The 19,524-nt window shown below is 61.9% G+C and carries 16 protein-coding genes, 1 pseudogene and 1 riboswitch; of the genes and pseudogenes, 5 read left to right on the top strand and 12 right to left on the bottom strand.

Features of this window, described 5'->3' with window-relative positions; all coding sequences use genetic code 11:
- Nucleotides 1-148: 148 nt before the first annotated feature.
- Nucleotides 149-781: a LytR C-terminal domain-containing protein gene (locus M1D88_RS04120; RefSeq protein ID WP_458113317.1), complete on the bottom strand. Its 633-nt coding sequence runs from the start codon at nucleotides 779-781 to the stop codon at nucleotides 149-151.
- 52 nt (nucleotides 782-833) lie between these two features.
- Nucleotides 834-1,058 carry a DUF3263 domain-containing protein gene (locus tag M1D88_RS04115; protein ID WP_235500105.1) on the bottom strand — a complete coding sequence of 75 codons (225 nt, stop codon included), beginning with the start codon at nucleotides 1,056-1,058 and terminating at the stop codon, nucleotides 834-836.
- 346 nt (nucleotides 1,059-1,404) lie between these two features.
- Between M1D88_RS04115 and M1D88_RS04110 the strand changes: the two genes are divergently transcribed.
- Together M1D88_RS04110 and M1D88_RS04105 are read left to right on the top strand one after the other, a co-directional pair.
- The gene (locus M1D88_RS04110; protein ID WP_458113316.1) at nucleotides 1,405-2,172 is read left to right on the top strand and encodes a uracil-DNA glycosylase; all 768 of its coding nucleotides are present in this window, start codon (nucleotides 1,405-1,407) and stop codon (nucleotides 2,170-2,172) included.
- Nucleotides 2,173-2,418: 246 nt separating this feature from the next.
- Complete coding sequence (locus M1D88_RS04105; protein ID WP_458113315.1) at nucleotides 2,419-3,258, top strand: siderophore-interacting protein; 840 nt, start codon at nucleotides 2,419-2,421, stop codon at nucleotides 3,256-3,258.
- 43 nt (nucleotides 3,259-3,301) lie between these two features.
- Here M1D88_RS04105 and M1D88_RS04100 read toward each other — a convergent pair whose 3' ends face one another.
- From M1D88_RS04100 to M1D88_RS04055, 10 genes are all read right to left on the bottom strand, one after another.
- Complete coding sequence (locus M1D88_RS04100) at nucleotides 3,302-4,786, bottom strand: threonine/serine ThrE exporter family protein (protein ID WP_458113314.1); 1,485 nt, start codon at nucleotides 4,784-4,786, stop codon at nucleotides 3,302-3,304.
- Nucleotides 4,787-4,816: 30 nt separating this feature from the next.
- On the bottom strand, nucleotides 4,817-5,905 hold the full coding sequence (locus tag M1D88_RS04095; RefSeq protein ID WP_458113313.1) for a lipid II:glycine glycyltransferase FemX: 1,089 nt from the start codon (nucleotides 5,903-5,905) through the stop codon (nucleotides 4,817-4,819).
- A 189-nt stretch (nucleotides 5,906-6,094) separates the two neighbouring features.
- On the bottom strand, nucleotides 6,095-7,492 hold the full coding sequence (locus M1D88_RS04090) for an L-serine ammonia-lyase (RefSeq protein ID WP_458113312.1): 1,398 nt from the start codon (nucleotides 7,490-7,492) through the stop codon (nucleotides 6,095-6,097).
- A gap of 62 nt (nucleotides 7,493-7,554) precedes the next feature.
- A complete protein-coding gene (gene glyA, locus M1D88_RS04085; protein WP_458113311.1) occupies nucleotides 7,555-8,886 on the bottom strand; it encodes a serine hydroxymethyltransferase in 1,332 nt (443 codons plus the stop codon).
- Entirely contained in the window at nucleotides 8,883-9,266 is a 384-nt protein-coding gene (gene gcvH / locus M1D88_RS04080) for a glycine cleavage system protein GcvH (protein ID WP_458113310.1), read from the bottom strand. The genes glyA and gcvH overlap by 4 nt, the downstream gene beginning before the upstream one ends.
- Before the next feature lie 450 nt (nucleotides 9,267-9,716).
- Complete coding sequence (gene gcvT / locus M1D88_RS04075) at nucleotides 9,717-10,850, bottom strand: glycine cleavage system aminomethyltransferase GcvT (RefSeq protein ID WP_458113309.1); 1,134 nt, start codon at nucleotides 10,848-10,850, stop codon at nucleotides 9,717-9,719.
- 11 nt (nucleotides 10,851-10,861) lie between these two features.
- Nucleotides 10,862-13,741, bottom strand: coding sequence for an aminomethyl-transferring glycine dehydrogenase (gene gcvP, locus M1D88_RS04070; protein WP_458113308.1), 2,880 nt, complete (start codon nucleotides 13,739-13,741; stop codon nucleotides 10,862-10,864).
- A gap of 201 nt (nucleotides 13,742-13,942) precedes the next feature.
- A riboswitch (glycine riboswitch) is annotated at nucleotides 13,943-14,041 on the bottom strand.
- Nucleotides 14,042-14,133: 92 nt separating this feature from the next.
- Complete coding sequence (locus M1D88_RS04065; protein WP_458113307.1) at nucleotides 14,134-14,592, bottom strand: SRPBCC family protein; 459 nt, start codon at nucleotides 14,590-14,592, stop codon at nucleotides 14,134-14,136.
- 24 nt (nucleotides 14,593-14,616) lie between these two features.
- On the bottom strand, nucleotides 14,617-14,991 hold the full coding sequence (locus tag M1D88_RS04060; protein WP_458113306.1) for an ArsR/SmtB family transcription factor: 375 nt from the start codon (nucleotides 14,989-14,991) through the stop codon (nucleotides 14,617-14,619).
- Nucleotides 14,992-15,162: 171 nt separating this feature from the next.
- On the bottom strand, nucleotides 15,163-15,642 hold the full coding sequence (locus M1D88_RS04055) for a Dps family protein (protein WP_458113305.1): 480 nt from the start codon (nucleotides 15,640-15,642) through the stop codon (nucleotides 15,163-15,165).
- A gap of 203 nt (nucleotides 15,643-15,845) precedes the next feature.
- Here M1D88_RS04055 and M1D88_RS04050 point away from each other — a divergent pair, with 203 nt between their 5' ends.
- From M1D88_RS04050 to M1D88_RS04040, 3 genes and pseudogenes are all read left to right on the top strand, one after another.
- Nucleotides 15,846-16,880, top strand: coding sequence for a nitrilase-related carbon-nitrogen hydrolase (locus M1D88_RS04050; protein WP_458113304.1), 1,035 nt, complete (start codon nucleotides 15,846-15,848; stop codon nucleotides 16,878-16,880).
- A complete protein-coding gene (locus M1D88_RS04045) occupies nucleotides 16,877-17,917 on the top strand; it encodes an agmatine deiminase family protein (RefSeq protein ID WP_458113303.1) in 1,041 nt (346 codons plus the stop codon). Before M1D88_RS04050 ends, M1D88_RS04045 begins: the two co-directional genes overlap by 4 nt.
- Nucleotides 17,914-19,460, top strand: a pseudogene (locus tag M1D88_RS04040) (APC family permease). Before M1D88_RS04045 ends, M1D88_RS04040 begins: the two are co-directional and overlap by 4 nt.
- The last annotated feature ends 64 nt before the right edge of the window (nucleotides 19,461-19,524 follow it).

Here is a 19,524-nt window from a genome sequence, read left to right as displayed (position 1 = left end):
GGCCCACGTCACTGTGCTGCGGTCGCGTTATTGCCGTCGCTGTGCTGCCCATACTTCAAGGCGTCGTTAATCACTGTAACGAACCCCGGGCCCGCTGTCCGGCGGCTGGCCGAATGGTGCCCAATAGTTATTCAGGCCTAACTGACACCTACTCGTAGCCGGGTCCGAGAACCACCACAAGGGGCTGCTGGAACTCTGCCGAATCGACCAGAGTGGGGATGCTGAGCAATGTCCCCAAAGCCGCAGCTGCTCCCTTTTGGCCCTCGCCCTTGTAGTAAATGACGGAGGTCTGCTGCGGCAACCCGCCCCAGTTTCCGATCGGGTCCGTCGTCCAGCCGTCTTTTTGGATCTGCTCTGCCACTCGTCCGGCCAATCCCGGCGTCGTGGTCCCGTTGTAGACGGCGACAGGCTGGCTCTTGTCAACCAGCGGAGTGGTCGGCTGCGGACTTGGCGATGGAGGGTTGGATTCCGCGGTGGTAGCCAGCGGAGCCGGGCTCTGGGACGGCTCAGGCGTTGTCGAGGGGGTGGCGCCGGCCTCAGTCGTGGGGGCGGATCCGGAGGCGGAGCTGGATCGTCCGAACATGGCCAAGGGATCCGCAGTGGAGAGACCAAGTTTTGGGAAAAAGAAGAAGGCCGCCAGTCCAACGGCCAATGCGGCTACGCCAACAGCCAGCACGGGACCCAATTTACGCTTGGAAGGACCAGCAGCCACCCGGTGGACACCTTGGCGCGACGATGCCTCCGGAATTCTGTCAAATTCATCCCGTGCGTACTTGGTCATGATTGAACGGTGTCCTTGCTGGTAGTCGCTGATTGCTCAGCGCTGGCTCACTTTAGGCGTCCGAACCCAGGCGGCGTGCAGTACGTGCCCGCTGGCGTGACGTACGTAGTCTACGCAGTCTCTTCACGAGCATCGGGTCATGCGCCAAAGCAGCTTCAGTATCAATCAGTGCATTCAGGATCTGGTAGTAGTGCGTAGCCGAGAGGTCAAACAGCTCCCGGATGGCCTGTTCCTTGGCACCTGCGTACTTCCACCACTGCCGCTCCAGTGCGAGCATCTGCTGCTCCCGATCGCTCAGGGATGACTCGCCGCTAGGCTCTCCTGCGGGCTGTACCTGCTGAAGCAGATAATCCTGTACGGGTTCGGCCACGGCACGGTCCTTTGCTGGTCCTGATGAATGCAACTGATTCTGCAAGTGGGTAGCGGACTGCGCCTGGCTGGTTCCGGCGGAGAGTCCCGCTCCCATATTACGGAGGAATAACACTCTTGTCATTTGGGCTGCAACGACTCGCTTCTTCTTCAACTCGGAAGTGGCCCGCATATGCCGGGCATTCGCCTGCTACCTGTCCAACCTTGGGTACCCTGCTACCTGTCCAACCTTGGGTACAGGGACAATAGGAACTGTGTTTGACTCAGATGCTTTGTTCGACCTCGAGCCGGCGGCTTCGGACTCTATGGGATTTGCCGAGCTTGCGAGCCTCCCGCTCTCCGGCCTGGTAGCTGAAGACTGGGCAGAGGCACTCGCCCCGGTGGAGAGCGAATTGCGCAGCGTCTTGAGCTTCCTCGCCTCCGAAGTGGAGGCCGGGCACACTATTCTGCCATCGCCGTCGAACGTTTTGCGCGCGTTCCGGCAACCCCTCATGGCGGTAAAGGTCCTGGTGGTGGGGCAAGACCCCTATCCGACCCCCGGTCACGCCGTCGGATTATCCTTTTCGGTGGATAGGGCTACCAGGCCCATTCCCCGGAGCCTGACCAACATATTCACTGAACTCCAAGCTGATCTTGGCCTCCCCCCGCGGGTTCACGGAGACCTCAGCGGTTGGGCGGATCAGGGAGTCCTTTTGCTCAACAGGGTAATGACCGTCCGGGCCGGTGCTGCGGGGTCCCACCGGGGCAAAGGCTGGGAAAAGATTACGACGGCGGCCATCGCCGCTGTGGCCACGCGCAGGCGTGCGGACGGCAGCACCCCTCCCCTCGTGGCCATCCTTTGGGGCAAGGACGCTGACACCGTCCGTTCCCTCCTGGGGAACACACCGGTAGTGGCCAGCGCTCATCCGAGCCCGCTGTCAGCGTCCCGGGGGTTCTTTGGTTCCCGCCCGTTCAGCCGGACCAACGCCCTGCTGCAAGAGCAGGGCGCCGAGCCGGTTGACTGGGAACTTCCGGTCCTCTGAGTCAGCTCTGTGTGGAGCCCCCCAGCCTTACGGGCATGTCTGCGTTGGTGCATTGAGCTGCTGCCCGGCCATCCGGAAATAACGGGCGGCTGAGTGGGTGCTCCCATGTCCCCACAGATTGCCCGGGGAGCCCCGGAACGTGTAGCTAGCGGCAGTAGAGGTGCAGTTTAGTCCCTGCAGCATGCCACAACGGGTTCATAAGTAACCATGTGCGGCACGCCATTAACTTAGCCTAGGCTTACCTCCATGACGTCACTTCCCGCTGCCACCTCCGCGACGCGCAACTCGCGCCCTCAGACCGCACTTACAGTTCTCCGGCGGGAAGAGCTGTCACCGCACATGGTTCGGATCATCGCCGGTGGTGAAGGATTCTCCACGTACACCAACAATGCGTTCGTGGACCGTTATGTGAAGATCGCCTTCCCGCAACCCGGGGTGGCCTATCCGGAGCCGCTGGATCTGTGGACCATCCGGGAAACCATGCCACGCGAGCAGTGGCCGCACACCAGGACCTATACCGTCCGCTGGGTTGATGAAGGGGCCCGGGAACTGGCCATTGATTTCGTGATCCACGGAGACGAGGGCCTGGCAGGACCCTGGGCAGCAGCAGCGGCGCCCGGTGACACCATCATCTTCACCGGCCCGGGCGGCGGTTACAACCCGGATGGAGCAGTCGATTGGTACCTTTTCGCCGGCGACGAGGCGGCCTTCCCTGCCATTGCCGCTGCCATCGAATCTTTGCCGCCAGAGGCGCTCGGTAAGGCCTATCTGGAAGTAGACAGCGAGGCGGACATCCAGGCAGTGGCGGCGCCCGTAGGGATGGAGCTCAACTGGCTCCTGCGTCGCGGAACCGCGGCGGGTTCCAGCGAGCTCCTGATCGATGCTGTACGGAACGGCGAGTGGCTGGACGGGCGGGTGCAGGTTTTCGCGCATGGGGAACGGGGCTACATGAAGGCCCTGCGTGACGTGTTCTTCGTCCAGCGTGGCCTTGAGCGTTCCCAGGTTTCCCTGTCCGGCTACTGGGCCAAGGGAAGAGTGGAAGATGACTTCCAGGCCGAGAAACAGCTCCCGATCGGAAAGATCTGAATGGATGAGATCTGGAGCTGACGCGTCGTGAACAACGCGACACCTAGCGGCGTCTCGCCCTCCTGCGCTCATTGCTCGCCAGATTCCGCGTGAGCGGTCTGGCCAGGGTGTCGCCCAAGACGATTCCCGCGGCGACTCCGAGGACAATAGCGCCGGCGTTCAGCATTCCCCCGGCACCAATGAGGATCTGCGATTCCTCGATGGTCAGCACGTACATGGAGCGGAATATGGTCAAGCCAGGAAGCAGGATCAGGGCAGCCGGGACAGCGACTACAAGTTGGGGAGCCCCCATTTTGAGCGCCACAACGCGTCCCAGAAGGCCTATGACCACCGCTGCCAGAGCCGGAGAAAACCTGTCGCCGACGCCGAGGGCAGTTGCCCCCCACAGCACCAGATAGCCGACGACGCCGACTCCGGCAGTAGGCAACAGGAGCTTCCACGCGGTTTGTTCCGTGATACCGATGGCCAGTACGGCAACAGCCGTGAGAATGATCAGGGCCCACCAGTCGTACGCCGGCGGGAATGTTTCTGTTACTTCGATTTCTTCCATGCCGGTGACGGTACCCACTACCAGCGCAACGGCAATCCCAGCGACCAGGGCCCCGAACGTGAGGACCGTGGAGAGGAATCGACCCGCGGCAGTCACCGGGAATCCGTTAATGGCGTCTTGGACCGATGAGACGAGTCGGCCCGTGGGAAGCAGCAGCAAAATACCTCCGACCACGACGATAGCTGGCTCGATCGGGACGCCGGACTGATACAGCAGCAGTGCTATGAACGTCACGACAAAAGCGCAGGAGGCCGTGATGAAGAAGTCCGGTACCCGCCGCTTGCTGAGCTGGCGGGCCAGCAGGCTGATGAGCAGGTTGGAAAGAAAAGCAATTCCGGAGGCGCCCACTCCGCCACCAAGAATCCCCACAAAAACAGCCGAGAACACCCCGAAGGCGACTGTCACCATCCAGCGCGGATACGGCTTGGAGCTGTGGATGATTTCATCGAGACGACGGACAGCTTCATCCCGCCCCACACCGCCTGCCACGACGTCCGTCACCAGCTGGTGCACCTGGGCGAGCCCTGCGTAGTTGTTGGTCCAGGACCTGACAACGCGCAGCAGGGAAATGGGGGTCTGGTCCTTAGGCGCATAATTAATCGCCACCGACTGATTGGTGATGTCCACCTCGATGTTCTTCAGTCCCAAGGCGGCCGTTACGGCAATGATGCTGGTTTCCACCTCGAGGGCACCCGCACCGTACCGGAACATCGATTCAGCCAGGTGAAGGGCGAAGTCGATCGTCTTACGGGCTGACGTATCCACTCCGCCAACCTGGATCATCGGGTTGGCATAAGGGCTTCCCGCCAGCCGGTCAACGATACTCAGGGGCGCCGTGGGCGGATTCTCCCCCTGCACGAGCCGGCGCAGCATGCGTTTGGCAGCGACATTCTGCTGCAGTTGCGACGGCGAGAGCGGCTCAGTCTTGGGCAGCCCGTCCGTGTGCGGCTTACGCCGGCCGTCTGTTTCCTTTGTCATTCGGCCTCCCTCCCTGGCGTTGACGCTGACTTAATAGAACTGTTGTCCTGTCCGACGGGTGTAGAGCTGGCGTGCCACTCGTTCTCCGGCCACCATCCACGCCCTGTATTTCAAGGGGTTCAGGATCTGGTCATAACAGCCCACGAAGTCCGTCACCGTCTTGCTGAAGCTGGTCTTGAACAGCCCCAGGCCGTGGAACGGGTTGGACGTGTCCTTGAGCTGGTCGCTGGGCGGAGTCCCACAGAAATCGTATTCAGTGCACCCGAGGTTCTTCAGCTGGTTGATGGCCGTCCATTGCACCAGGTGGGAGTCGCCATACTGACTGCGCTTCTGCAGCGACCCACCGTCCTTGTACGTTCCTTTGCGTCCGTAGTTGACCACAAACGCACCCACGGACGGAACTCCGTTCTCGTAAACGAAGAGCAGCCTGCCTTGACCCCTGTTGATGAAATTCGTCCAGAATTGCCGGTAGTACTCGTACTCACGGACCCGCACCTGGGATTTAGCCTCGACAGTTGTGGTCATGAGCGAATACATGGCTTTGAAGTTTTCTTCGCTGGGTTCCACATTCTGCACTTCAACTCCCTCCCGGATAGCACGGCGCACAGCGTTCCGGCCCCGGGAATGGAGGTTCCGCAACAACTGGTTCGGCTCAGGGGAGATATCCAGCAAGGCGGTGGAATCGTTAGGCTGCAGGTTATGCGTCTTGCTCAGGCCTGCACCTTCGATGACTTGGCGCGCAGGATCCGACAGGACAATGTCGGGCTCGATCTTCACGGCAAAGACGCCCAGCTTCGCCCTCTTGATCAGATCAGCGTTTGCTGCGGCGATCCCGGGTATGTCCTCGACGTCAGCAACATCCGGGCCCTTGATGAGGTACCAGATCTTGCCCAGCAGCGGAATGGACTTTTCCAGGGCCAAGTTATAGCTGGTGTAGTCAGCGGTCTCATATACGAGGTGCAATGGCTTCCAGCCGAAGTGCTGTTTGACTTCAGCGAACGCCTCGGACTGCAGCAGATTTCCACCATTGGGATTTGCAGTCACATGGTTGTCCCAGTTGGCGATCTCCTCGGCGGAGGCAAAACGGGCAGTAAATTCTCGCAAGTCTGCGGTGTCCAATCGTTGCGTTCAGTAAGGCGGCTAGTCCCAGGCGTGCAGCCTCAAGTGTATCGGCCGGCCCTGACCCAAGGACCAACCGCAGCTCGGATCCGGCACGGCCTGCCAATGGCTGGTACGTCAACGCGGACAAGGCACCCTGGAGCCCGCCTAATGCAGCCTTTGGCCCTGTGGACTTTGCGTTTGCGGGCCTCAGCACTCCACTACGTTGACCGCAAGGCCGCCCATGGCGGTTTCCTTGTATTTGGAGCTCATGTCCCTGCCCGTTTCCCGCATGGTGACGATCACTTCATCGAGTGACACGCGGTGTGATCCGTCACCCCACAGCGCCATCTTGGCGGCATTGATTGCCTTGGCTGCGGCAATGGCGTTGCGTTCGATGCAAGGCACCTGCACCAGCCCGCCAATCGGATCGCAGGTGAGGCCCAGGTTGTGTTCCATCGCAATTTCGGCAGCGTTCTCCACCTGGGCGGGAGAACCGCCCATCACTTCGGCCAGACCTGCCGCCGCCATGGATGAAGCCGAACCAACCTCCCCCTGGCAGCCAACCTCTGCCCCGGAGATCGATGCTTGTTCCTTATAAAGCACGCCGACGGCGGCCGCCGTCAGCAGGAACCTGACCACGACGTCGTCGCGATCAGATTGGGTGGCCTCTTCCATCCCCGGCGCAAAATGCAGGGCGTAGTAGAGCACGGCCGGGATAATCCCGGCAGCGCCATTGGTCGGCGCAGTGACCACCCGGCCGCCCGAAGCGTTTTCCTCGTTCACCGCGAGCGCGATCAAATTGACCCATTCCTGCCAATACTTCGGGTCCCGGTCCTTGTCCTCCTTCATGAGCCGCTCATGCCAGTCGGGCGCACGACGGCGGACCTTGAGTCCGCCGGGCAGCAAGCCTTCGCGTTTAAGACTGACGGCGACGCAGCTCTCCATCACCGAATAGATGTGAAGCAGCCCCTGCCTGATCTCCTCTTCCGATCGGGACGCCCGCTCATTGACGAGCATGACCTCGCCGATGGACAGTCCGTTGGCCTGGCAGTGACGCAGGAGTTCAGCGGCGGTCCGGAAAGGAAACGGCAACTCCTTCTTGGATTCTTCGAGCTCTTGCTGGGCCGCGTCTTCTTCTCCCTCGCGGACAATGAAGCCGCCACCAACAGAGAAGAAAGTAGCCTGATGCAGAACCTGACCAGCCGTATCGGACACGGCAAACTTCAAGCCATTTGTATGCCTCGGCAGGATGGTAAGCGGGTGCAGGATCATGTCGTTCACCGCATAGGGAAAGGACACCGAGCCCGCCAGCTGCAGTTGACCCGTGTCAGCGATGGCAGCCAGTCGTTGCTCCACCTCAGCGGGAAGGATCAGCTCCGGGTGGAACCCTTCCAGCCCGAGAAGGATGGCTGTCATGGTCCCGTGGCCGTGCCCGGTTGCGGCGAGGGAGCCGTAGAGGTCCACCCGCAGACCAGCCACGCGGTCAAGGACTCCGCTGGCCCTAAGTTCCGCCGCAAAAACAGCGGCAGCCCTCATAGGACCCACAGTGTGTGAACTGGACGGTCCTATGCCTATTGAAAAAAGGTCAAAGACTCCAACAGCCATGATCTGTTCCTAACTGGGTAAAACTTTGTTCCGGCAGAGGACTCTGCCGGATGCCCTCGCTTTTACGCGAGGTTTGCGACGCGCGGGTAGAGAGGGTGGGCTGCGGCGAGCGCCTCTACGCGCGAGCGCAGTCCCGAAAGGTCAGAGCCGGCGTCGGCGATCAACGCCTGGGCGATGATATCGGCTACCTCCCTGAAGGCGCCTTCCCCGAAGCCGCGTGTAGCGAGGGCGGGCGTGCCGATGCGCAGACCGGAAGTCACCATCGGCGGACGCGGGTCAAACGGCACAGCGTTGCGGTTGACGGTGATGTCGATTTCCGCAAGCCGGTCCTCGGCCTGCTGGCCGTCCAGTTCACAGTGGCGCAGGTCAACCAGCACAAGGTGCACGTCGGTGCCGCCGGAGATCACATTGATGCCCTTTGCCGTGACGTCCGGCTGGACGAGGCGTTCGGCGAGGATCCGTGCTCCGACCAGGACGCGCTCCTGGCGTTCCTTGAATTCGGGCGATGCGGCAATCTTGAACGACACGGCCTTGCCCGCAATGACGTGCACCAGCGGGCCGCCCTGCTGACCCGGGAAGACGGCCGAGTTGATCTTCTTGGCGATGTCGGCGTCGTTGGTGAGGATGATTCCACCGCGGGGACCTGCGAGGGTCTTGTGCGTCGTTGAGGTGGTGACGTGCGCGTGGGGAACCGGTGACGGGTGCAGTCCGGCGGCGACCAGGCCCGCAAAGTGTGCCATGTCCACCATGAGGTAGGCCCCCACGGAGTCAGCGATCCGGCGGAACTCAGCAAAGTCGAGCTGGCGTGCATAAGCGGACCAGCCGGCAACGATCAGCTGGGGTTTGTGCTCGTTGGCGAGCCGCTCCACCTCTGCCATGTCAATCCGGTGGTCCTCTTCGCGTACCTGGTACGGAATGACGTTGTACAGGCGTCCGGAGAAGTTGATCCGCATGCCATGGGTGAGGTGGCCGCCATGGGCCAGGTTGAGGCCCATGATGGTATCGCCGGGCCTGATCAGGGCGTGCATAACGGAAGCGTTGGCCTGTGCGCCGGAGTGCGGCTGGACGTTGGCGTACTCTGCGCCAAAGAGGGCCTTTACCCGGTCGATCGCCAGCTGCTCCACCACGTCAACGTGCTCGCAGCCGCCGTAGTAGCGCTTGCCCGGATACCCCTCGGCGTACTTGTTGGTCAGCACCGAGCCTTGGGCCTGCATCACGGCGACGGCGGTGTGGTTCTCCGAGGCGATCATCTCCAGGCCGGTGCGCTGGCGGGTCAATTCGTCGTCGATCTTCGCAGCGATTTCCGGATCCAGATCAGACAGCTGTGCGTCAAGGCTGGGTGAAATGACCTGCTCGAATGCCGCCGGAGCGGTGCCTGCGGCCGGGGTGCTCACAGTTCTCCGCCGTTCTTGGAAGCGTAGTCCTCCGCGGAGAGCAGGGGGCCCTCGGACTCCGCAGCCACCTTGAACAGCCAGCCCGCACCGTACGGGTCGTTGTTAATCAGCGCCGGGTCATCGACGACGGCGGGGTTCACTTCAGTGACTTCGCCGGTCACGGGGGCGTACAGGTCTGAGACGGACTTGGTGGACTCGACCTCGCCGCACGTCTCCCCCGCCGTCACCATCGATCCGAGCTCGGGAAGGTCAACATAGACGATATCGCCGAGGGCATCCGTGGCCACGGCGGAAATCCCAATGGAGACCAGGTTCCCGCTTTCGCGGGCAACCCACTCGTGCTCGTCGGAGTACTGCAATTCAGGGGCAACCTTTGCCATGTCTTTTCCTTTACGTTTGAAATCTAGTGGTTCCGTAGAACGGCAGGAAACCGAATTCCTCCGCGTGCTCGCTCGTTCCTCGCTTAGACGCACGCTTCCGGAATCCGCTCACCTGCCGCTTCGTGCCAGTGTTCCGTTGGAAAAACACTGGCCCTTCAAGATCTATTAGTCCGAGCTATCTCCAGGCCGTGGGTTTCGACTAGCTCAACCCCCGGCAGGCGCTCATCCCCCAGCACCTTCGGCTTTCGAAAGCGGAAGCTGCCGTGTACGGAAGGTGAGCTGTCCTCGAGGGGCTGGCTGGCCCCTTGGGGCCGGCATCCGGCAGCGGGCGTCTAAGGGAGCGTCACGTCCGCCCAGCGGGCGTCTTCGCGACCGAGCCCGCAGAGGATGTCGGTCCCGACGGGCTGACGCAACCAGCCCAGGATGTTGGATCCTCACCGGATGGTAGGGCTACTTTGCGCGCTTGTAGAACGGCAGTGCCACTACTTCGAACCGCTCCGCCTTACCCCGGAGGTCGATGTCCAAGGCTGTGCCAATTTCGCCGTGCTCGACGTCGACATAGGCCATCGCTACCGGATAGCCGAGCGAGGGGCTTGGTTGGCCTGAGGTCACTTCACCAACAACGGCCCCGTCCTTCAGTACCGGGTAGTGCCCCCGCCCGGCACGGCGCCCCAGTCCTTTGAGCCCCACCAGCTTGCGTCCGGTGCTGACGCCGGCGCCGGCTTCCTTTTTGGCGGCCAGGGCGGCCTTGCCCACAAAGTCGCCTTCCTTGGACAGCGCGACGATTCCGCCCAGGCCGGCAGCGAACGGATCGCCGTCGATCGAGAGCTCGTTGCCGTACAGCGGCATGCCTGCCTCGAGGCGCAGGGAGTCCCGGGAGGCCAGGCCTGCCGGCATCAGCTCTCCCTCGTCAGCAATCGCGACGATGGACTGCCAGAGAGCAGCGGCGTCGTCGTTATCAATGAAAATCTCGAAGCCGTCCTCACCGGTGTAGCCGGTACGGGCCAAAAGCAGCTCCTGGCTGCTTCCCCCCACGAGGAAGGGGACCTCGACGGCTGCGTAGTACTTCAGCCCCTTGACCAGTTCGTGCTGGGCGGCAGGAACCAGGCGGAGGAGGATTTCCTCAGCTTTCGGTCCTTGGACGGCGATCAGGGAAGTAGCGGCGGACACGTCCCCCACGACGACGTCGAAATCCGCAGCGCGCTGCGCCAGCGCCTCAGCCACTGTCTTGGCGTTGCCTGCATTCGGCACCACCAGGAACTTGGTGTCCCCGCGGCGATAGGTGATGAGGTCGTCGATGATGCCGCCATCCTCGTTGCAGATGAGGGAGTACTTGGCCTTTCCTACGCTCATCGCAGAGATCTTTCCCACGAGGGCGTAATCCAGGAACGCAGCAGCGTCAGGCCCGGTGACCCAGACTTCGCCCATGTGGGAGAGATCGAAGATACCGGCCGATTTCCGAACTGCGTGGTGCTCCGCCAGCTCGGAGCTGTACTTGAGCGGCATCTGCCAACCGCCAAAATCTGTGAAGGAGGCGCCGAGCTTTTTGTGCTCCTCGTACAGGGCAGTGTAGTTCTCAGTCATGGTTGCAGTCCTCAGTTGGCGAAGTCGGCGGAGTGGTCCTCGAAGGCTTCGAGGGGCGGGCACGAGCAGATCAGGTTCCGGTCCCCGGCAGCGCCGTCAATTCGGCCCACCGGCGGGAAGTACTTGTCCTGCTTCAGCGAGTGCACGGGGAAAACAGCCTGTTCTCGCGGGTATACCCGGTCCCAGCCAGTGCTGATCGCTGCCGCTGCCGTGTGGGGCGCATTCCGGAGCGGGCTCTCGGCCACGGAGAAGTCCCCGTCCGCCACCTGGTCGATCTCGGCGCGGATGGAGATCATGGCCTCAATAAAGCGGTCCATTTCACCGAGATCCTCCGACTCTGTGGGTTCCACCATGAGTGTTCCTGCTACGGGGAAAGCCAGCGTCGGAGCGTGGAAACCGTAATCGATCAGGCGCTTGGCAACGTCCTCAGCCGTGACGCCTGTCCTTGCCGTGAGCTCGCGGAGGTCAAGGATGCACTCGTGCGCCACCAGCCCTCCTTCGCCGGTGTAGAGGACCGGGAAGAAGTCGTTCAGCCTGGCAGCAATGTAGTTGGCTGCGAGCAGGGCAGATTTGGTGGCGTCGGTCAGGCCCTGGCCGCCCATGAGCTTCACATAGGCCCAGGAGATGGGCAGCACGCCCGCGGAGCCAAAGCGCGAGGCCGAAATGGGAACGTCGTTGCCTTCGGTCCAGGTGGCCGCGTTCCCGGGCATGAACGGGGCCAGGTGTGCCTTGGCTGCAACAGGTCCGACGCCGGGTCCGCCCCCGCCGTGCGGGATGCAGAACGTCTTGTGGAGGTTGAGGTGGGAGACGTCGCCGCCGAACTTGCCGGGCTGGGCCAGCCCTACGAGTGCATTCAGATTGGCGCCGTCGATGTAGACCTGTCCACCCGCTGCGTGGATGGCATCGCATACCTCGCGGACGTCGGCGTCGTACACACCGTGTGTGGACGGGTAGGTGATCATGATCGCGGACAGCGCGTCCTTGTGGGCATCGATCTTCGCCTGCAGATCAGCGTGGTCAATCGTTCCGTCGGAGGCGGTGGCAACAACCACCACTTTCATTCCGGCCAGGACAGCAGATGCCGCGTTGGTGCCGTGGGCGGAGGCGGGGATGAGGCAGATGTTGCGTTGGGAATCGCCGCGGGAGCGGTGGTAGCCGCGGATGGCCAGCAGGCCGGCAAGTTCCCCCTGGGAGCCTGCGTTGGGCTGGATGGAGACCTGGTCGTAGCCTGTAATCTCCGTCAGTTCGGCCTCGAGGTCTGCGATGAGTTCCCGCCAGCCCTCAGTCTGGGAATCGGGAGCGAACGGATGGATGGAGGCGAATTCCGGCCAGGAAATGGCTTCCATCTCGGCTGTCGCGTTCAGCTTCATGGTGCAGGAACCCAGCGGGATCATGGTGCGGTCCAGGGCAAGGTCGCGGTCAGAGAGTTTGCGGACGTACCGCAGCAGCTGGGTTTCGGACCGGTGGGTGTTGAATACAGGGTGCTGCAGGAAGTCGGAGGTACGCTCGACGACCGGCTCCAGCCCAAAGGACTTCTCTGAACCGGTGCCTGCCTCCACTACTGCGACGCCGAAAGCGGCACAGACCGCGGCGACGATGTCTGCCGTCGTCGCTTCATCCGCGGAGATCCCCAGGGTGTCCGCATCGATGGCGCGGAGGTTGATCCCGCGGGCCTCGGCAGCGGCAAGGATTTCAGCAGCCTTGCCCGGAACCGAAACCGTGATGGTGTCAAAGAAGCTGGTGTGCAGCACGTCCAGGCCGCCGGCTGTCAGGGAGGCGGCCAGGGACTTCGCGTGCCCGTGAGTGGTCTCGGCGATGGCTTTCAGGCCGTCCGGACCATGGTAGACGGCGTACATGGAAGCAACGATTGCCAGCAACGCCTGGGCCGTGCAGATGTTGGACGTGGCCTTCTCACGGCGGATGTGCTGTTCACGGGTCTGCAGTGCCAGACGGTAGGCCGGGGTGCCTGCGGAGTCCTTGGAGACTCCCACCAGGCGGCCGGGCATGGACCGCTCGAGGCCCTTTTGGACGGCCATGTAAGCCGCGTGGGGGCCGCCGTAGAACAGCGGCACACCGAAGCGCTGGGCCGAACCGACGGCAATGTCTGCGCCCTGTTCTCCCGGAGGAGTGATGAGGGTCAGTGCCAGCAGGTCGGCAGCGACCGTTACCAGGGCGCCCCGCTCTTTGGCGTCCGCAATGACCGCAGAGTGGTCAAAGACCCTGCCGGAGACGCCCGGCTGCTGCAGCACCACACCGTTGATGACGCCGTCGGGCAGTCCCTTGGAGAGGTCCGCCACCTCCACCTCGAAGCCCAGGGCCTCGGCCCGGCCTTTGACGATGGCAATGGTTTGCGGCAGGCAGTCAGCGTCGAGGACCGTTTTGCCATCAACTGCAGCCTTATTCTTGTTGGCCCTGCGCATCATCAGCACAGCCTCTGCCACCGCGGTGGCTTCGTCCAGGAGCGAAGCGTTGGCAATGGGCAGGCCCACCAGGTCCTGGACCATGGTCTGGAAGTTCAGCAGGGCCTCGAGGCGGCCCTGGGAAATCTCCGGCTGGTACGGGGTGTAGGCCGTGTACCAGGCCGGGGCCTCGAGGATGTTGCGGCGGATGACCGGCGGAGTCAGGGTGTCGTAGTAACCCTGGCCGATCATCTGGACGGCTGTTTTGTTCTTCGCCGCCAGCTTGCGCAGCTCCGCCAGGGTTTCAACCTCACTCAGTGCCGGAGAAAGCGCCAGCGGAGAATCCTGGCGGATATCTTTCGGTACCGCGGTGTCCACCAGCGCATCAACGGTGTCGTAGCCCACTGCCTTGAGCATGGCGTCAACGTCCGACTCGTGGCGGGCGCCGACGTGCCGATCAACAAAGGACGTGGAGGCTGATTTAACAGTCACAAGGAACTCCAAAACTAAGGCGGCGCAGGGTACGCCACATTGACTGGGTTCCTCCCCGCTCTGTATTGGACCTGAGAGTTTCCGCGCAGCCGTGCTTTCGCATGGCTCCGCTTGCACCGTCGGTGAGCACAGTTTGTTCGGCAGAAGCCCGGATATGATCCCGGTGCTGGAGCGGACAAACTTGCTGCTTTCCAGAGTTGCCTTGCCGCGGCGGTACGTGGGCCTGAGAGATTCCTGGGGAGGGTTTGCTCCTACGGCGCCTGCTTGTACCTACTTGCAGGACTCTCCCGCCGCAGATCAAAGGCATATATTTAGTTTGCGGTGACAACAGTCACAGAGGCTATTGTCCTATGTCCCGGGCTGTGGGGCAAATGTGAGTTTGGCGGGCCCGGTCAATCGCTTTCCACGTAGATCTTCAGAGCGTCGAGGAGGCCCTCTGTACCCTCTTTGCGTCCTTCGACGTCATCTTCGCTCGTAAAGTAGACGCCCTGTTCGATTAATGTCAGCTTTGTGCCGCTCCCGTCGGGCTCAAGCTCCACGCTGCTCAGAGACACAGACACTCTCTGGCCGTCGATAAGCATTTCGTAGCTGTAGACGATCCTCTCGTCCTGGACGATGTCGTGATAGGTCGCATGCATGGTGGAGACGAATCCGCCTTCCGGCCCTCCGACATCCGTCTCACGGCCACCCTCGCGGAAGTCCAGGCTGGATTCGCCCTGGACCCATTCCGGTGGCCCGCCGAACCACTTCTTCTTGCTCGCAAAGTCGGAGAACGCATGGAAAACGCGCGACGGCGGGGCGTTGAGTTTGCGCTCGAGTGTGAAGCTTGCGTGCGTGATGGGAGTCTTCATCGGTTTCTCCTAGTTGTCTCGTGCCTAGTTGTCTTCTGGTTGTGATTTGGATGGATCATCTGATTCAAGGAATGCTTCGAGCCGGTCCATGCGGCGCTCCGCAGGAGTCCGGCAGGCAGCGAGCCAGTTCTCCGCAAACCGGAGGGTCGCGGCGACGATGCTGCAGCTGCGGACCCTGCCGATTTTTTCGGTGTGGATGAGCCCGCAGTTTTCCAGGACCTGCAGGTGCTGCACAATCGCAGGCAGGCTCATCGCAAAAGGTGCTGCCAGGTCCGACACCGAAGCCGGCCCTTGGCAGAGCCGGACGATGATCGCCCGTCGGGTTGGGTCCGTCAGCGCCTGGAAAACAGAATCAAGCTGAGCTCTTCCGGACTGGTCGGCATGCTGATTGTTAAGCACATACTTAAGTATCGGCTAAACGCTCCGGATGTCAAGAGTGGCTGAGCGCTCCGCGAGAAACACAAAAACGCCCGACGCCGGGGGAAGTCCCGGCGTCGGACGCTCTAGGCGCGGCATGGGCCACGCGGACCGCTCTGTGACGTGAGTACAGAACGTGGAGTTTGGACGGACCTACTGTGAATCGGGTCGGGTCACACTGGCGGTCGCCTTCAGGTTCTCGGCACCAACCAACCAGGCGAATTGCTCCAGCTTTTCAATGAATGTGTGAAGCAGATCAGCCGTCGTCGGGTCTTCGTCATCCACCTCGTCATGGACTTTGCGCATGGTCCCGACGGCAGCCTCAAGGGCTGCGACAATCCGGTCGATGGCGTCTTTGGTGCTGATCAGGCCTTCCGGGAACTGGGCCAGGCTCGTGGACTCGGACACCGTTGCACTGCGTCCGTCCGGCAGGGCATGGAGTGCCCGCATGCGTTCAGCCATGTCGTCCGCAAACAAGCGTGCCGCATCCACGATTTCATCCAGCTGAAGGTGAAGATCCCTGAAGTTGGTACCCACGATGTTCCAGTGGGCCTGCTTTCCCTGGATGTGCAGTTCGATGAGGTCCGCAAGCACTGCCTGCATGTTGTTGGTCAGGGTGGGTGACGCTTTCATATGCTCCTCCTGAATGCTTTTCCGCCGTATGTTCCGGTCCTTCGAAGCTATCCCAGCGGCAGCGCCGGTGCCAGCAAATCTCGCCCGCGGCTTAAATCAAATGAATTTTGTTCATTTTTCCCTTGCCCTACGCCTCAACCTTGGGGATACTAAATGAACGTCATTCATTTAGTGACGACCGTCTCACTGGAGAAATCACCACCATGATTGAAATAACCTGCCTCGCGCCTCTGGCATCACCTGCACGGATGACGCCTTCCACTCGTCTGCCCTTAAGGGTCGGCGTGGTTCAGCACCGCTGGCACTCAACCGCGTCAACCCTTCGGGCGGAACTTGATGAGGGAATAGAACGCGCCGCACGTCTGGGAGCCACTGTTGTCTTCCTTCCCGAACTTACTCTTTCCCGCTATCCCGCAGATGTTCTTCCCGAAAACGACCTGACTCTCCCGCACCAAACCCGGCCACGGCCGTCCGACGCAGCCGAGGACCTCATGACAGGCCCCACCTTCCGCTTTGCCGCTGAGGTTGCTCGGCGACACGGAGTCTGCGTCCATGCCTCGCTCTATCAGCAAGCGGAGAATCCCGACGGCTCCGACGACGGCCTCGGCCTGAACACCTCGATCCTGGTGTCCCCGGAGGGAGAATTGCTGGCACGGACCCATAAGCTGCACATTCCTGTCACGGCCGGGTACTACGAAGACAAGTTCTTCCGCCAAGGCCCGGATGCCGAAGATGCCTACCAGGTCCACTCCCCTGCCGAACTCGGTGGCGCAAGGTTGGGTATGCCCACATGCTGGGATGAATGGTTCCCCGAACTCGCCAGGCTCTATTCCCTTGGCGGAGCAGAGTTGCTGGTCTACCCGACTGCCATCGGTTCCGAGCCGCTGTTCCCGGACTTCGACACCCAGCCGTTGTGGCAGCAAGTGATTGTCGGCAACGGAATAGCAAACGGGTTGTTCATGGTTGTTCCGAACCGCTGGGGACAGGAAGGAAGCCTGAACTTCTACGGTTCTTCGTTCATCTCGGATCCCTACGGAAGGATCCTGGTTCGGGGACCCCGGGATGAATCGGCCGTGCTGGTAGCGGACCTGGACCTTGACCAGCGCCGGGACTGGCTCACGCTCTTCCCCTTCCTGGCCACCCGCCGGCCTGACACTTATGGGCGTTTGACCCAAGCCATCGATCCGTCGGCCCCGCTCGGCCTCGAGGCCGCTGTCCCCGTGGAGGCGACGGCGTGACATCCTGGCGCATGCCCGCGGAGACTGAGGACCAAGATCGGATCTGGATGGCCTTCCCCACCGGCGGCTATACCCTCGGGGATGGCCGCGAGGCCGCCCACGCTGCACGTAAGACCTGGGCAGCGGTGGCCAACGCCGCTGTCGTATTTGGACCTGTCACCATGCTGGTTAACCCTTCCGACGTCGGCATCGCCGCTCATTACCTGGACCCGGCCGTCGAGGTGCTCACGGCAGATCTCAACGACGCCTGGATGCGTGATATCGGTCCCACATTCGTCCTCGACAACCGTGGCCGCCTTGGCGCGGTGGACTGGGTCTTCAACGGCTGGGGTGCGCAGGAGTGGGCAAGCTGGGACAAGGACGCCTTGATAGCCGGTGAAATCGCGGGAAGGTCAGGAGCTGAACATGTTGTCTCACGGCTGGTCAACGAGGGCGGCGGAATCCAGGTGGACGGACAGGGAACCGTGCTGGTCACCGAGACCGTTCAGCTCGATCCGGCCCGCAACCCCGGCTGGGGGAAGGCGGAGGTTGAAACTGAGCTTGCCAGAACTATCGGCGCCACTCACGTGATCTGGCTTCCCCGCGGCCTGACCAGGGACTCCGAACGCTTCGGTACCCGCGGCCACGTGGACATTGTTGCGGCCATTCCCGCACCGGGAAAGCTTCTGGTCCACTCCCAGCAGAACCCTGAACACCCCGACTTCGAGGTATCGCAGGAAATTATCGAGTTCCTGCACACCACCCGGGATTCTGCGGGAGGTGAATGGGAAGTCACCGAGGTCCCCGCCCCTGCTGTCCTCACAGACGACGAGGGTTTTGTGGATTACTCCTACATCAACCATCTGGTGGTCAATGGCGGAGTCATCGCGTGCAGTTTCGAGGATGCCATGGATGAGAAAGCACTGCGCATCCTCGCCGACGCTTACCCCGGACGCCGCCTCGTCAGTGTTGACGCCCGCGAGCTCTTTGCCCGCGGCGGCGGCATTCACTGCATTACCCAACAGCAGCCTGCTGCCTTCCAGAAAGGGCTCTCATGAGTCAGACAGTTCAGCGCCATGAGGATGCCGCTACCGGCGGCCCCTCCTCCGCTCACGGTATCTCCGGCAAAGGCCTGAAAGGCGGACAGCTTGGGCTGCTCGCCGTCGTGGTCCTCGGCATCTCCACCATCGCCCCGGCCTACACGCTTACCAGCGCCTTGGGCCCCACGGTCAGTGAAGTGGGGTTGCAATTGCCCGTCATTTTCCTCATCGGTTTTATTCCGATGATCCTGGTGTCGCTCGCTTACAGGGAACTCAACGCCGATTCCCCTGACAGCGGGACCACCTTCACCTGGGTGACCAAAGCCTTCGGCCCGTGGGTGGGCTGGATGGGTGGCTGGGGCCTGCTGGCAGCAAACATTATTGTGCTGTCCAACCTGGCGGGTGTGGCGGTGGACTTCTTCTACCTCTTCCTGGCGCAGCTGACCGGCAATGCCGAGCTGGCTGACCTGGCCGCAAACAAGCCGCTGAACGTGATCACGTGTTTTGTCTTTGTGGCCCTGGCCGTCTGGATCAGCTATAGGGGGCTTCACACCACAAAGATCGTCCAGTACGGATTGGTCGGATTCCAGTTGCTGGTGCTGGGGCTGTTTGTGGCGATGGCGTTCGCTAACTGGTCAGCGTCGGAGACCGCCATCCCCTTCAGCTGGGAGTGGTTCGACGTCACAAGGATCGAGACTTTCGGCCAGATCGCTGCAGGGATCTCGCTGTCGATTTTCGTCTACTGGGGCTGGGATGTGTGCCTCACCGTAAATGAGGAGACCACCAACGGCAAGAGGACGGCGGGCGTCGCCGGCACCCTGACGGCCGTCGTCGTCCTGGGCATCTATCTCATGGTGACCATCGCCACCATGATGTTCGCCGGAGTAGGCACCGAAGGGCTGGGCCTGAATAACGAGGAAAACCATGCAAACATCTTTACGGCTCTGGCATCGCCCATCATGGGACCGCTGGCCATCTTGATGTCGCTTGCCGTCCTGTCCAGCTCCGCGGCGTCGTTGCAGTCAACGTTCACCTCGCCTCACGGAGCCTGCTGGCCATGGCGCATTACGGTGCTTTGCCCAAGCCATTCCGGCGGATGACCAAGTTCGCAACGCCTGGTTTCGCCATCTTTACAGCAGGCATTCTCTCTGCCGGCTTCTATGCAGTGATGCACGTGATCAGCGAAAACGTCCTCAATGACACCATCCTCGCCCTTGGCCTTATGATCTGCTTCTACTACGGCCTGACGGCGATTGCCTGCGCCTGGTACTTCCGTCAGAGTGTCTTCAGCAGCACCCGCAACTTTCTGCTCCGCCTCGTCTGCCCCCTGGTGGGAGGAGTCGGCTTGTTTGTGGTGTTCTTCCAGACGGCGGTAGACAGCTGGGCGCCGGAATTCGGCAGCGGATCCGAGGTATTCGGCGTCGGACTCGTCTTTGTCCTTGGCATCGGCATCCTGGCCATGGGCGCAGTGTTCATGGTCATCATGGCTAAGTTGCGTCCCGGATTCTTCAGGGGCGAAACCATCCGCAGGGACACGCCCGCACTGATCGTTCCCGAGTAGGGGTTCTGCGCCAGTAGGGGCCGCTCAGAGGGAGAACGGCCGACGACGAGCCCTGGCGGGACTA

Source organism: Arthrobacter sp. R1-13, from assembly GCF_054161475.1.
This window is presented reverse-complemented; position numbering and strand designations above follow the sequence as displayed.

Coding starts and splice junctions, on each gene's coding strand:
- M1D88_RS04090 (WP_458113312.1), bottom strand. CDS start 7,492: ATGGCTGTTGGAGTCTTTGACCTTTTTTCAATAGGCATAGGACCGTCC.
- M1D88_RS04115 (WP_235500105.1), bottom strand. CDS start 1,058: ATGCTCGCACTGGAGCGGCAGTGGTGGAAGTACGCAGGTGCCAAGGAA.
- M1D88_RS04055 (WP_458113305.1), bottom strand. CDS start 15,642: ATGAAAGCGTCACCCACCCTGACCAACAACATGCAGGCAGTGCTTGCG.
- M1D88_RS04100 (WP_458113314.1), bottom strand. CDS start 4,786: ATGACAAAGGAAACAGACGGCCGGCGTAAGCCGCACACGGACGGGCTG.
- M1D88_RS04105 (WP_458113315.1), top strand. CDS start 2,419: ATGACGTCACTTCCCGCTGCCACCTCCGCGACGCGCAACTCGCGCCCT.
- M1D88_RS04065 (WP_458113307.1), bottom strand. CDS start 14,592: ATGAAGACTCCCATCACGCACGCAAGCTTCACACTCGAGCGCAAACTC.
- M1D88_RS04120 (WP_458113317.1), bottom strand. CDS start 781: ATGACCAAGTACGCACGGGATGAATTTGACAGAATTCCGGAGGCATCG.
- gcvH (WP_458113310.1), bottom strand. CDS start 9,266: ATGGCAAAGGTTGCCCCTGAATTGCAGTACTCCGACGAGCACGAGTGG.
- gcvT (WP_458113309.1), bottom strand. CDS start 10,850: ATGACTGAGAACTACACTGCCCTGTACGAGGAGCACAAAAAGCTCGGC.
- M1D88_RS04050 (WP_458113304.1), top strand. CDS start 15,846: ATGATTGAAATAACCTGCCTCGCGCCTCTGGCATCACCTGCACGGATG.